This is a genomic window from Algoriphagus sp. CAU 1675, from assembly GCF_029222925.1.
Lineage (GTDB): Bacteria > Bacteroidota > Bacteroidia > Cytophagales > Cyclobacteriaceae > Algoriphagus.
In genome coordinates this window covers 352560-365419 of the sequence record NZ_JARHUI010000004.1, presented here as the reverse complement: position 1 = coordinate 365419, position 12860 = coordinate 352560, and the positions used below count along the sequence as shown (strand labels likewise).

The window sequence follows — 12860 nt, the reverse complement described above, 5'->3', positions numbered from 1 at the left end:
ATTGAGCAGTTTTTAAAAGCCTCCTTCTGGGAGGCTTTTTTGTGGCTGATCGAATGAGAGCAGGAAGGTTTTTTTAGCAGGAACTGCCCAAGTTCTTCTAACTCAATCCTCTCTTAATTACCTTGCGGAAAAGTCAAACCAATGAAGTTTCCAATACTCTTTTTTTTCCTTGTAATCAGTGTAACCGGTGCATATTCACAAACTGTTTATAAGGATGAATTAGGAAGAGTCATTGGAAGAGAGGCTTTTGAAAAGAAAATCATAGAGGGGCCTTATTTTGGAGTTCCGGGCGAAAACCCGGGAGAGAAAATCATTGTTTACAGGATGCCTTTTGGAAAGGTAGATCCCGAGATTTTTTATGAAAAGACCGGGATGCAGTCCGCATTAGTTAATGGGAAATCCTTGGTGGTTATATTTTATCCCGGAAAAGATGAATGCAATTCCACAGGACAACATATCAAACCCTCTTTCCTAAAAAAGAGTCATCAAAGTTTGTTGAAATGGACTGAAAAGAGAAATGCTGTTGAACCGGTTTATCTTTTTAAGAATCCCCATGGATTGGAAAAGTATAAAGGAATCATGGAGTGGCAGGAGGACCCGGAGGGGATATTCGAGAAGGAGTTTTTTAAATATCCTTATCCCTGCAGGAGTTTTGTAGTGATTCATCCCAGCGGGGAGTACAGGGCGATTTTGGGAGAATTTCCGGACTCCCAGATTGATGTGGCCCTGAAAATTTTGAATAAATCATCAAAGTAATACATGGAGTATACTATTTCGGTGGCTGAAAAGTCCGATTTAAAGGAGTTGGTAGAGGTGGCCAGAGCAGCTTTTGTACAGGCTTTTACTGAGGGCAATAAGCCTGAGAATGTCCGGGCGTATATGGAGGAAGCTTTTACAGAGGAAGCGTTTGAAAAGGAAATGGCCAACCCGTTTTCCTTATTTTTGATTTTGAAAATCGCGGGGAAGATTGCTGGGTATTGTAAGGTCAATTTTGTGCCTGCTCAGACGGATATTCATGATCCTGAAAGTCTTGAAATCGCCCGTTTGTATATTTTGGAAGATTATTTGGGAACAGGAGTTGGAAAGGCCTTAATGGAAAGTGCACTTGATGTAGCCAGACAACATCATAAGAAATATGTTTGGCTAGGGGTATGGGAGCACAATGCTCGGGCAATTCGATTTTATGAAAAGAATGGCCTACGAAAATTCGGAGAACATCCTTTTCCCTTCGGAGATGAGATTCAGACAGATTGGTTGATGAGGATTGACGTATAATGGACCTGAAGAAAACTTTTTAAGGAACTTGAAACTCAAAGCCCAATTTTTGAAGGCCTTCCTTGATTTCAGGAGCATTCATAAACAGTTTCCAGCCCAGCCCGCTTCTGTAATTTTCAATCATGGTCACCATTGGACCCTGATCAATAGCTAAATATTGCTTGGGAAAATAGTCATGCTGGGGACTTAAAGCGTCATAAAACCCATAGGGTCCGAATACCTTTTCTCCATAGTTTTCATAGAGATTTCGGATGACTTTCATAGACTCCTCAGGAGTGTAAACGATAGAAGAAACTGCCGCAGTAGGAGAGATAACACCTGTGTCATTTCCCGGGCGGTGTGCATTGTAGAAATTGATGGAATAGGAGGCAGTGAGACCCCAGAGGTTTTCCCCATATCCCTGGAAATTGCCTGGATTGTCAATGCACCAAGCTCTGTTGATCAATGTTTGGTTTTGGTTTTCTTCCCAATAGTCAGCATAGCGGTCTTTCAGGCCTTTTGGATTCAGGCCTAAATAGGAGTAATGCGCCCAAAATAAAGGGCCTCCCAACTCTTCGGCACCATTGTGTTTGAGTTGTAAAGGATATCCATACCCACCTGCTTTGGCTGAGACTATCCCTCCGTTTCTAGCCCAACCTTGATGATAGGCATCCGCTTCAATGCTGTGGGAGGGAGAGGAAGCTGCTAAAACGTAGGTGATCAGACATTCATTGTATCCTTCCAATGGAAAGTTCATATCCCAACCGAAATTTGGGGACCAATGCCAATAAAGTACATTTTCACCATTTTTGGTATGCCAACTCCAGTCCATCTCCTTCCAAAGGGTGTCGATTCTATTGGCGAGTGCCTGTTCCACTTCATTCCCATTTTTGAAATACTCTCTCACGGCCAAAAGACCTTGCATCAGAAATGCAGACTCAACCAAATCAGCTCCATCGTCCTTTTGACTGAAAGGTTTGACCTTTCCGGTTTGACCATCCAGCCAATGAGGCCAAATGCCATGAAAGCGATCCGCTGTTTCCAGAAAGCTCACCATTTTTTCAAAGCGTGATAAGGCTTGTTCCTTTGTGATCCATCCCCGTTCAATTGCTCCCAAGATTCCTATCAAGCCCATTCCTGTACCACCGGTAGTGATGATGTGTTGGTCATTGTCTGGGTAAATGCCATCCATGTGAATTCGTTCGGGCGCCATTCCGGAGTTGGGTTCCGCTCCTTCCCAGAAATAGAGGAAGGTGTAATACTGGACCGTGTCGAGTAATTGCTCATCGCTCAACTGAACCTGATTGGGATCAATTCCGATTTCGGTGGACAATTCGCTTTTTTCAGTATTGCAGGCAGAAATCAGAAAGAGCGGAATCAAATAAAGGAACAGGAAGCGCATTGGATGGATTTTTGGGTTTTTTGAATTAAATCAAAAATAAGTGAAATACAGCTTTTTTAGCTGTAGGAAAAGTGACTCTTCCCCAAATCTATTGGACGAAGTTAAACTTTCATTCTTAGATCAATTGCCTTGAGGAAAAAGGAAACTTACCTTTATTAAATAAAATTTTGATTATGTCCCGCTACCTTTTTAGCCTGTTCATTCTCCTTTTGCCTTTTGCCTCAATTGGGCAAAACTCTAATGACTCCGCAGAGAAAGAAACCTATGTGATTTTGATTTCATTGGATGGGTTTCGGTATGACTATGTAGAAAGATTTCATCCCGAAAACCTCAGTCGCTTTATCCAAAAGGGGACAGCAGCAGAAGGTCTGATTCCTTCCTTTCCAAGCAAAACATTCCCAAATCATTATACGATTGCCACAGGGATGCTTCCAGAACACCATGGTCTGGTCGATAATTCTTTTTACAATCCCCAAAAAGACCAAACCTATGCCATTAGCAATAGGGAAGTAGTCACGGATGGTTCTTGGTATGGAGGAACTCCAATTTGGGTATTGGCAGAGCAAAATGGAATGAAGGCAGCCAGTTATTTCTTTGTGGGTTCGGAGGCGGATATTCAGGGAATACGCCCATCTTATTATTATGATTATGATGGAACTGTTTCAAATTTGACCCGAATTTCCAAGGTGTTTGAATGGCTTCAGCTCCCAAAGCCTGATCGACCTAGAATGATTACACTCTATTTTTCAGATATGGATGATGTGGGACATGGCTATGGACCTGGGAATGAAGAGAAACTCTCCAAAACACTCACCCAACTTGACCATGAATTGGGTGCCTTATTCGAGGGCTTGAAATCTCTGGATTTGGATGTCAATGTAATTATTGTTTCCGATCATGGAATGGCGGATGTCCCCAAAAACCAACTCATTAATTTGGACCAGCTTACGGAAGGAATTGATGCTCGAGTAGTCAATTCAGGAGCCTTGGCCCATGTTTATTTGAAAGATCAAAACTCCAAAGAGGAAGCAATCCGGATTATTGGCTCTAGTGGGGAGAATTTTAAGGTAGTGGATGTGCAAGAAGGGGAATACTATCGGGATTTGAGTCAGCATGCTGACTTGATGGGAGACTTGTTGATTCTTCCAGACTTGGGATATTATCTGGCCGATCAGCGTGGATTGTTCCGCTATCAAAACCGGTCGGCCATGAATAAAACCGATGTGTTTGGGGAGCATGGATACAGCCCGGATTACGAAGAGATGCAGGGGATTTTCTATGCAAATGGTCCACAGATCAAAGCAGGTTTGACGATTCCTCCTTTTAAGAACGTGCATATCTATACCTTGATTTGTGAAATTTTGGGTTTGCCAATTCCTAAAGACATTGATGGAAAAAAAGAAGTACTTGCCCCAATATTAACCAAAGACTAAAGTGGATAGAGTTCAGATTAAAAGCCGAAAGGAAGTTGATTTTTTGGTACGGAGGTTTTATGACAGAGTGCGGGAACATGAATCCTTAGGTCCGATTTTCAATCAAATTGTTGAGGATTGGGAAGAGCACCTGATTCATCTGAGTGACTTTTGGGAAATGATCCTGTTGCAAACTGGTCCCGGTGCAGGGAAATTTAACCCGACAAAAGTACATCGGGAGGTGGATGCTGCAGTAAACCATAGTATAGAGCAGGCACATTTTGGGAACTGGCTCGAACTCTGGTTCAGTACCATTGACCGATATTTTGAAGGAGAGGTGTCAGATTATGCCAAAGAACATGCCCGAAGGATGGCTCATATGATCTTTATGAGAATTTGGGAAGCCAGACCCCGCTAGTTAAGTGTTGAATGGATTGACTTCTGGAATTTTTCAGCATATGAACTCTCTCGCAGGAATTCTTCAAAGTCTTTGATTTCCAGAATGTCTTGAATGGCTTGCTGTTTATCAGAGGCCTTTTGATAGTAACTTTCGCAAATCCTGAAACCTACATAATACCCCATGTTTCCTGGATAGCCGGTGTTGGGGTCCCGAAGGTTGAATAACCAATCATCGGTATTTTCTCCATACATGGAGGCACTGAATTCACTCCATAACTTTTCTTCATGACCGTTCCCAAATTCAAAGACTTCCGGATTTGTGTGTTTTCCCAAGATCAACCAGGTCAAAAAATCAGCAGCACCTTCCATGATACTGTATTCAAGAAGAGTTTTTTCAGGCTTGTTTTTTTGTTGAAAATGAATGTATTCGTGAAAGATTATCGGGACGGTCTGTTCAACTTTAAATACGATTTCTCTGTCAATTCCGGAAAGCAGCCTTATCTCTGATTCTGATCCCACGCTCAAATGTTCCACTCCGATGAGCATACCTGCAAATCCATCTGCAGTGCCCACATTGTTTAAGCTACCCATTAATAAGTAGATGGGAGGGAAAATAGCTTCAGGATAAATTGAGTCAAGTTTTTGGGCAGCTTCAACAAATTCAGGCTTCATGGATTCAAATGCCAAAGAAATAGGTTGGATGGACTTATAATAAGGGGCCCTTTCCCGGATCCGCTGAAGGAAAAGGGGGATATCCTCATTCATTCGTATCTGATAAAAAGTTTGTAAGCCCTTACTGCCTTTCAAAATGTAATTTTTGTAAAACAAGTCTTCCGCTTGTTCATCGTCCAAAGATGGAAAAACATCCCAAAACCTTTGGATATCTTTTGTCTCCAAGATCAAAGCTTCGGGCTTTTGAAGGCGGCTTTGGTTTTCCAAAATCCCTTTCTGGAGTCTTGGCCACTCTGGCCTTTCAGAAACAAAATGAAAGGATCTGCTATTCGTGATCGCTTCTTCATAAAAAAGTCCGGCCTCGATTGCCTTCTCCAATGATTTGATAACTTCCGAAGTGTCTGATTTTTTCAAACTTTCCCTCGCATTTCCAAGCCAAAAATAGGGGGTGTCAAAATTGGTTTGGCCGAGCAATGGGTACTGAAGGAAAAAAATCATTGCTAGGGCGAAGTGGAAGATTTTTTTCATCGGAAGGAGTTTTTGACATGGATGGGAATTATCCCGAAAGGGTTGCATAAACCTGAATTTCACCTTTTTCAATGGAGTCTGTCATAGCATAATAGAAGGTGGGATACTTTTAGTCTTTTCGATTGGGGAGTAATGAAAATAGTGTCATGTTCCTGAAATTGAGTATTTTGGCATATTGGTTTATAAAAAATGGGTTATGGCTTTTTTCACCTACTGCAAGAGATTTTCAGGATTGTTGGGGATTACTTTTATGTCCATTTTGGCTTGCGAGCCCATAGAAACTTCCCAAAATGTCCTTTCGGAAGACCAAGAACATGTTTCTACTCAAAGAGCCGTTCCGATTCCGGATCAGTACATTGTAGTGTTTCACGAGAACCGATTAAGCTTTAGAAAGACGGAGGATTATGCCTTGGATCAGGAAGCTATGAGAAAAGAGGTTTCTGCTTTTTTTAGAAAACATCAACTGGCTGAAGAGAATATTCTGCGAGTCTACAGTCTTTCCCTGTCTGCATTTGTGGCAAAAATTGACTCCGATAAAATCCAGAGCCTACGTTTGGACCCCAAGGTCAAATTTATAGAACAGGACCGAAAAGGACTGTTGGGCAGGCCGGAGGACAGGCCTCCATTTCAAGAAGAAGTCGCTGAAACTCCCTCAACACAAGTGGTCCCATGGGGGATTAAGCGGGTGGGTGGGCCAGTCCATTATTCAGGATACAATTCAGTGTTTGTGGTTGATACGGGGATTGATTTGGACCACCCGGATCTCAATGTCAATACTCAAAAAGGATTCGATGCCTATCATGAGAAGAAAAGGGATTGGAATATGGATGATGAACATGGGCATGGTACCCATGTGGCTGGGATAATCGGGGCTTTGGATAATTCCTTTGGAGTTGTGGGTGTCGCCGCTGGAGTACCAGTGGTTCCGGTAAAGGTTTTCTTTGGTCCTTGGGCGGAATATACTTACTCTGGTCTGATTGCAGGGATCGAACATATAGGAGTCAGAGGTATTCCTGGAGATGTAGCAAACCTGAGTTTTGGGGATTTTGATGATAGTAGAGCCTTGGATGAAGCCGTGCTCCGTGTATCGGAGAAAAGAAGGATTTATATGGCTATTGCCTCTGGTAATTCCAGGCTGCCCGCAGACAGTTTTAGTCCTGCAAGAGTGAATGGACCCTATACTATCACTGTTTCGGCAATAGATAGTAGGAACAGATTAGCTTGGTTTTCACATTATGGCCCTCCGATCAAATATGCGGCTCCTGGCGTTTCTGTTTTATCGACATGGAAAGACAATCGCTATCGAACTGAGACGGGTACTTCTATGGCTGCTCCACATGTAGCCGGATTAAGGGTTTTAGGGGATATTGCGGTTGGTGGATATGCTTTGAATTACCCTGCGCCTTATGCACCAGATCCAATAGCTGTAAGACAAGAAGACTAAGTTGACTTTCGGTATTGCTTTTTTATTAGGAGTTTTGAAAATATAACTTCCTGATTTTTTGTTGATTAACTACTTGTTTTGTATTTTTCTTATGGTTTGTTGACTTTTTACCCCTATACGATCATGAAAAAAATTATTGGATTTGCAGGAATTCTATTTTTGCTGGCAGGCAATCTCTTTTCACAGTCGCTTAATCCACTCTTTGATTCCCAGGAACCTCTGGAGATCAGAATGAAGTTTTCCATCAAGGAGCTTAGGAGTGAGACCAATGACTCAACCTATTTGGATTCTTTTCTCCTTTACAAAAGTGAGGAGGGAAGTTGGGATACAGTGGACATTGACTTGAGAACAAGGGGGAATTTCCGTAAAGACAATTGTTATTATCCTCCGCTTCGGGTTAAAATCAAGAAAAAACATGCCAAAGAAACCGTCTTCGAAGGGAATAAGAGCCTGAAGTTGGTGCTTCCCTGCAACAGGGTCAAAAATGCAGACAGCTTTATAGCAAAAGAGTTTCTTTGCTATAAGCTATATGAAGAGTTGAGTCCCTATACTTTTCAGACTCGCATGCTGAAAGTGACTTTGGAAAATGAGGACGACAAAAAAGGAGAGAAGGTGGAATTGCTGGGCTTTTTCATAGAAGATGACGATTTGGTAGCGGAAAGATTCGGTGGGGAAATCCTTGAAGATGTCAGGATCATTCCAACCTTCATGCAGGATACAGCTGTGGTACGTCATGATTTTTTTCAGTTCCTGATTGGAAATACAGACTGGTCCAGTATGTACCGACACAATGAAAAAGTTTTGAAACTGGACCAGAGTACTGTGGTTCCCCTAGCGTATGACTTTGACATGACAGGATTGGTCAACCCTCCCTATGCACAGGTTAGTAACTTGGTGGATATCGAGAAGGTCACGGATCGGCTATATAGGGGATATTGTAGGGACCCCGAAATGATGGAGTTTGTCCGGCAGGAGTTTTTGGCCAAGGAGGAAATAGTATGGCAGTTGGTGGAGTCAGCTCATAGCTATATGGATGAAGCGGATCGGAAGGCCTGTAGCCGATTTTTGCGTGATTTTTTTGATATCTTAAAGAATGATTTACGCTTCGAATCCATGATACTGGAGAAGTGTAGAACTCAATCGAGCTGAATGGACTGAATTTCCTGTTTCAATCCCCCGCATTCCAATATTCCATGCGTTCCAGTGCATTTACCTCGATGGAGAAGAAGCCGAATTCTTCCACTACTTTTCCCTCGATCCGGTAGATCGCCCGACCTTTGAAGGGATGTTTTTTGACTACCGGAGGGAAATGTACCGTATCGATCCAATCCCCGTCTCTGTCAAGAAATGTCCCAAAGTTCATCACATCCCCCTTCACTGTGCGGGTGTATTTGACGGTGACCAGATAGCCGAGGAGGATCACGTTTTTACCCAGATGCTTCTTCAGGTCTCTGGCCTGGATTCCCCGAAGACTCTGATCCTTGATGAGATGAAAGGGGGAGTCCAGCGGAAACTCCAGAATATCGATTTGATCTACGATTTCCTGGCGTATATCCAGAGCTTCTAATGTGGGGACTTCGGGTTGTTTTTTGGTGTAGGATACTCCTCCGTTTTGAAAGAGGTCATGGGTACAGGAGGGAACCTTACGCTTATTGAGTATGAAATGAGCTTCCCAGAGTAATTCCTGTTTGGTTTTCCCGGTAAACCGGAAGCAGTTGATCCGAATGAGAATCAGCAACTGCTCCAGGCTGATATCCACTCTCGAAACAAAGTCCCCCAAACCCAGAAATGGACCATTTGCCCGGCGCTCGCTCAGGATCTTTTCCATACTGGCTTTTTCCAGGTATTTCAAGTGAATAAAGCCCAGATAAACAGTTTTGCCTGTAATTCGGGTCAGATACTCACTTTCGTTGATATGGGGAGCTTGGATGTCAGCCCCGTTCATTCTCAGTTCATGGACGTAGAATTCGGTATGGTAAAACCCTCCGAAATTATTGATCACGCCTACCATTAACTCCAAAGGAAAATAAGCTTTCAGGTAGAGGCTTTGGTAGCTTTCCACGGCGAAGGAGGCCGAGTGTCCCTTGGCAAAGGAATATCCGGCAAAGCTTTCGATCTGATGCCAAACCTCCTGAGTGATTTTATCCTCATGGCCAAGTTTTTTGCAGTTGGTAAAAAACCGGTCTTTGACCCGCTGAAACTCATCTTTTGAGCGGGATTTGCCACTCATTCCTCTCCGCAGTACATCGGCTTCACCCAGACTCAATCCAGCAAAGTAATGGGCTACTTTGATCACATCTTCTTGATAGACCATGATTCCATAGGTCTCGGGCATGATGTCGGCCAGTACGGGATGGGCTGTTTTTCTCCGTTCTTCATTCACATGTCGGAGGATGTACTCCCGCATCATTCCGGATCTGGCTACTCCCGGTCGGATGATAGAGCTGGCAGCGACAAGTTCCAGATATTCGTCGGCTTTCATTTTTGCCAGGAGCATACGCATGGCAGGGGATTCCACATAGAATGCTCCGATGGTATGTCCGTTTCGGAGATGCGCCTTGATCTTTGGATCTTTTTTGAACTTTTCCACCTGACGGATGTCTACTTTTATGCCTTTGTTTTGGTAGATGGTCTCGATGGCGGTTTTGATATGTCCCAGTCCACGTTGACTTAGGATGTCAAATTTGTGCAGGCCTATATCCTCTGCGACGTGCATGTCGAAGTGGGAGATAGGGAAGCCTTTTGGAGGCAGTTCCGTAGCGGTGTAGTAGTGTATGGGTTTATGGGAAATCAGGATCCCGCCTGCATGAATACTGAGGTTGGCAGGCATATCCTTGAGTACCTGGCTGTATTTGATGATCAGTTTGCCATATTGGTCAGGTTCGTAGCCAGGCTTGTCTGCGTAGTGAATGAGGGATTCAATATCGGTTTTTGGAAGTCCAAATACTTTTCCCAATTCCCGGAAAACCGAATTGTACTGAAAGGTATTGTTGGTAGCGAGTAGACAGACATGTTCGCTGTTGCCTTGGTTGTATTTTCGGAAAATGTAATCAATCACCTCGTCCCGATCTTTCCAACTGAAGTCAATGTCAAAATCGGGAGGATTTTCCCTGTAAAGATTGATGAAGCGCTCGAAGTACAGATCCAGTTCGATGGGGTCCACATCCGTGATGCCCAGACAATAGGCAACGATGCTATTGGCTCCGGACCCGCGACCTACATGATAGAAGTTGCGATGCCGGGCAAAGCTTACGATGTCATAGTTGATCAGAAAGTAGGAGACAAAGCCCTTTTGCTGGACGAGTTCCAGTTCCTTTTCTATTCTCTGGGTGATGACAGGGCTGATATTTTCATAACGATTGAGTGCCCCTTTGAATGTCTCCTGCCTCAGGAAGTCAAAATCCTCCCAATCCGAGCCTAATATATTCCGTCGGTTTTTGACTGCCTGAAAGTAAAAGGAGAACTGGCATTGCTCCAGCAGTTTTTGGGCGTTGATCAGGAGATAGCTGTGGTTTTCGCTCCTGCCTACTGTGTCGGCATAGCTGTAAAACCGGTCTGTGGGGTCGGCTTGCTCTGCTATGGGAAGTTTGCTGAGCAGGGTATTGAGGTCTATACTTCGGAGAAGACGATGGGCATTGAAGTCGAGTTTGGAAGCAAAGGTTACGGGTTGTAAGAGGACTAGCTTTTCTTTATGTCTATACCAAGGGGACGTTAGTAGAAGGTTTATCTGACTGGGGTGCACCCCGATGTACTCATTTTCTCTCAGTGCAAAGTATTTTTCAACAAAAGGATAGATGACAAAACAATGGTCGAATGCCGGGGCTTTGGCATCGAATTCTTTTTTTCGGATCAGGTGTTGTGAGAGGTGAAGGTTGAGTTCGTAGAACCCTTCTTGGTTGCGGGCCAGGACTATGTATTGCTGACGGGAGCCATTCCGAAAATCAACGCCTATCACCGGATGGATTCCTGCTTTTTGTGCGGCCCGGACAAAGGGAAATATACCGGCAGTGCAATTTATATCCGTGAGCGCAAAAGCATCCAGTTTTTTGTCTTTCGCCTCAGCGATCAGAGAGTCTACGGAAAGTGTACCGTACTTGAAGCTGAAATGGGAGTGACAATTGAGAAACATTGGTCGGTTTACTAAAGGAAATAGGGGAGTAGCTATTCTTCGTTCCTTGAACGTAGGAATCCTAAATGTCAATTTTATTAACATTTATATGTTTATAATTTAAGCAAAAAATAGAGGTATGAGTCAAGAGACTTGACTCTTTTTGGGTGAAACTGTCAGAAAAAGAAAAGGGACTTATCCTATTTTGATCCCGTATTTTCGGAGGAGTCCAGGCAGGCCGTCCAGATCAAATCGTGCTCCTTTGAGCCGGTTGATTTCCGGGTCTATTTCAAAATTGCTTGTGTTTCGTAAATCTGCTTTTTCCAGAATGGTACGGTCAAAAACAGTTCCTGCCAACTCAGATCCCTGAAAATCGGCTCCGCTTAAGTCTGTTTGGGAAAAGTCTGCTTCTAACAATTGACAGTTGTTGAATTTTGATTTTTTGAGTTTGAGGTTAAAAAAGCTACAGTAGCTCAATTGGCATTTTTGGAAATTGAATTCCAATAAAAAAGGATTGGCAGTATGAAAATGGATGCCCAGCATTTTGCAGGACTCAAAGCTGACTTCCCTAAAGGAAACTCCGGACACCTGAATGTTGCTCAGGTCACAGTTTTTGAAACTGCAGTTTTCAAAGCTAAAACCTTTGAGGTCCTGGTTGGAAAAATTACAGTGACTAAAGGTGCAGCCTTCATATTCACTTTGTTCCAAGGATTTTTGGCTAAAATCTTGGTTTTGAAAGTCCAGGTCCGAATAATAGGCCATTTTTTGGGAAGGGAGTTAAGGATTAAAAAAGGGTAGAGCTCTATATCAGAGCCCTGCCAAATCCCACTTTTGTATGGTGTCCTGAATCAGTTTCAGGATTTTTGCATTGACTTTTTGGAAATATTCCTCAGCCTGAGTCTGGTCAAAATTGGGGTAGCCCTGACCTTCCTGGTAAAGTCCGATAGAAGAGGGGAAAGGCACTGCAGCCCAGGCTTTGTCCTTGGGATAGGCTGTCGCTTGGTTGGAGTTGTAGCGTTCTTTGTGAACCAAGGTAGGGTCAATGGCCTGGATGTAAGCGGTCTCGTTGAGGCCGGCATGTCCACCGTCTTCTTTGAATACCTCCATAGTCACATCCGATGCATAGGTCCACCAATTGATCACCAGAGTTCTTATGCCCAATTCATTGGCCACATCTCCGGCTACTTTGTGCAATACGGCAGTTTGTCCACCTCCATGACCGTTAAGGATGATGATGTTTTTAAACCCGTTTTTGGCAAGTCCTTTTAGAATATCCCTAATGAAAGGGGCATAGGCTTCTTCAGAAATTTGAAAAGCGCCGGGGTATGCTGCCATACTTCCCGTAATTCCATAATTCAGGGTTGGTGCAATCAGGGCATTTAGCTCGTCTGCGATTTCTTTTGCCATGGCAAAAGGTGCAGTATTGTCGGCACCGTTGTTCACCACACCATGGGGTTCCAAGGTTCCAGTAGGTAAAAGAACGGTGTTTATTTTCTCAGGTACGAATTCGCTGAACTCCATCCAATTGATCCGGTCCATTTCCCGTGTACTGGGAGTTTGGGCCAAAACAGAAAAGCTTCCAAGTAGCATCAATATGCCAGGGATAAATTTTTTCATATGGGAAAATAACATTTGTAGCTG

General features: G+C 43.5%; 11 protein-coding genes. 6 read left to right on the top strand and 5 right to left on the bottom strand.

Translation table 11 applies throughout. The annotated features are described in order from the left end of the window. Window positions 1–141 precede the first annotated feature (141 nt). Together P2G54_RS11580 and P2G54_RS11575 are read left to right on the top strand one after the other, a co-directional pair. Window positions 142–756: a hypothetical protein gene (locus tag P2G54_RS11580; RefSeq protein ID WP_275871279.1), complete on the top strand. Its 615-nt coding sequence runs from the start codon at window positions 142–144 to the stop codon at window positions 754–756. A 3-nt stretch (window positions 757–759) separates the two neighbouring features. Further along, the gene (locus P2G54_RS11575) at window positions 760–1275 is read left to right on the top strand and encodes a GNAT family N-acetyltransferase (RefSeq protein WP_275871277.1); all 516 of its coding nucleotides are present in this window, start codon (window positions 760–762) and stop codon (window positions 1273–1275) included. Between the two features lie 19 nt (window positions 1276–1294). Here P2G54_RS11575 and P2G54_RS11570 read toward each other — a convergent pair whose 3' ends face one another. Beyond that, the gene (locus tag P2G54_RS11570) at window positions 1295–2656 is read right to left on the bottom strand and encodes a glucoamylase family protein (RefSeq protein ID WP_275871275.1); all 1362 of its coding nucleotides are present in this window, start codon (window positions 2654–2656) and stop codon (window positions 1295–1297) included. A gap of 173 nt (window positions 2657–2829) precedes the next feature. Here P2G54_RS11570 and P2G54_RS11565 point away from each other — a divergent pair, with 173 nt between their 5' ends. Both P2G54_RS11565 and P2G54_RS11560 read left to right on the top strand, forming a co-directional pair. Then, window positions 2830–4089 (top strand): ectonucleotide pyrophosphatase/phosphodiesterase, encoded by a 1260-nt coding sequence (locus P2G54_RS11565; protein WP_275871273.1) that lies wholly within the window; start codon window positions 2830–2832, stop codon window positions 4087–4089. A gap of 1 nt (window position 4090) precedes the next feature. Next, window positions 4091–4486, top strand: a complete 396-nt coding sequence (locus P2G54_RS11560; RefSeq protein ID WP_275871272.1) for a group III truncated hemoglobin — start codon at window positions 4091–4093, stop codon at window positions 4484–4486. Here the strand turns inward: P2G54_RS11560 and P2G54_RS11555 are convergent. Then, window positions 4483–5667 carry a DUF2268 domain-containing putative Zn-dependent protease gene (locus P2G54_RS11555; protein ID WP_275871270.1) on the bottom strand — a complete coding sequence of 395 codons (1185 nt, stop codon included), beginning with the start codon at window positions 5665–5667 and terminating at the stop codon, window positions 4483–4485. The two genes, P2G54_RS11560 and P2G54_RS11555, sit on opposite strands and share 4 nt — an antisense overlap. A 196-nt stretch (window positions 5668–5863) precedes the next feature. Here P2G54_RS11555 and P2G54_RS11550 point away from each other — a divergent pair, with 196 nt between their 5' ends. Continuing rightward, window positions 5864–7111, top strand: a complete 1248-nt coding sequence (locus P2G54_RS11550) for a S8 family serine peptidase (protein WP_275871268.1) — start codon at window positions 5864–5866, stop codon at window positions 7109–7111. 123 nt (window positions 7112–7234) lie between these two features. Continuing rightward, on the top strand, window positions 7235–8260 hold the full coding sequence (locus P2G54_RS11545) for a hypothetical protein (RefSeq protein WP_275871266.1): 1026 nt from the start codon (window positions 7235–7237) through the stop codon (window positions 8258–8260). A gap of 19 nt (window positions 8261–8279) precedes the next feature. Here P2G54_RS11545 and P2G54_RS11540 read toward each other — a convergent pair whose 3' ends face one another. The 3 genes from P2G54_RS11540 to P2G54_RS11530 form a co-directional block, all read right to left on the bottom strand. After that, complete coding sequence (locus P2G54_RS11540; protein ID WP_275871264.1) at window positions 8280–11240, bottom strand: PHP domain-containing protein; 2961 nt, start codon at window positions 11238–11240, stop codon at window positions 8280–8282. 174 nt (window positions 11241–11414) lie between these two features. Continuing rightward, window positions 11415–11981: a pentapeptide repeat-containing protein gene (locus P2G54_RS11535; protein ID WP_275871262.1), complete on the bottom strand. Its 567-nt coding sequence runs from the start codon at window positions 11979–11981 to the stop codon at window positions 11415–11417. Between the two features lie 45 nt (window positions 11982–12026). Beyond that, window positions 12027–12836 (bottom strand): creatininase family protein, encoded by an 810-nt coding sequence (locus tag P2G54_RS11530; protein ID WP_275871261.1) that lies wholly within the window; start codon window positions 12834–12836, stop codon window positions 12027–12029. Between the last annotated feature and the right edge of the window lie 24 nt (window positions 12837–12860).

What these genes read in the sequence shown, in the direction of transcription:
- P2G54_RS11540 (WP_275871264.1), bottom strand. Translation starts at nt 11,240, where the DNA reads ATGTTTCTCAATTGTCACTCCCATTTCAGCTTCAAGTACGGTACACTT.
- P2G54_RS11550 (WP_275871268.1), top strand. Translation starts at nt 5,864, where the DNA reads ATGGCTTTTTTCACCTACTGCAAGAGATTTTCAGGATTGTTGGGGATT.
- P2G54_RS11575 (WP_275871277.1), top strand. Translation starts at nt 760, where the DNA reads ATGGAGTATACTATTTCGGTGGCTGAAAAGTCCGATTTAAAGGAGTTG.
- P2G54_RS11565 (WP_275871273.1), top strand. Translation starts at nt 2,830, where the DNA reads ATGTCCCGCTACCTTTTTAGCCTGTTCATTCTCCTTTTGCCTTTTGCC.
- P2G54_RS11580 (WP_275871279.1), top strand. Translation starts at nt 142, where the DNA reads ATGAAGTTTCCAATACTCTTTTTTTTCCTTGTAATCAGTGTAACCGGT.
- P2G54_RS11535 (WP_275871262.1), bottom strand. Translation starts at nt 11,981, where the DNA reads ATGGCCTATTATTCGGACCTGGACTTTCAAAACCAAGATTTTAGCCAA.
- P2G54_RS11530 (WP_275871261.1), bottom strand. Translation starts at nt 12,836, where the DNA reads ATGAAAAAATTTATCCCTGGCATATTGATGCTACTTGGAAGCTTTTCT.
- P2G54_RS11570 (WP_275871275.1), bottom strand. Translation starts at nt 2,656, where the DNA reads ATGCGCTTCCTGTTCCTTTATTTGATTCCGCTCTTTCTGATTTCTGCC.
- P2G54_RS11545 (WP_275871266.1), top strand. Translation starts at nt 7,235, where the DNA reads ATGAAAAAAATTATTGGATTTGCAGGAATTCTATTTTTGCTGGCAGGC.
- P2G54_RS11555 (WP_275871270.1), bottom strand. Translation starts at nt 5,667, where the DNA reads ATGAAAAAAATCTTCCACTTCGCCCTAGCAATGATTTTTTTCCTTCAG.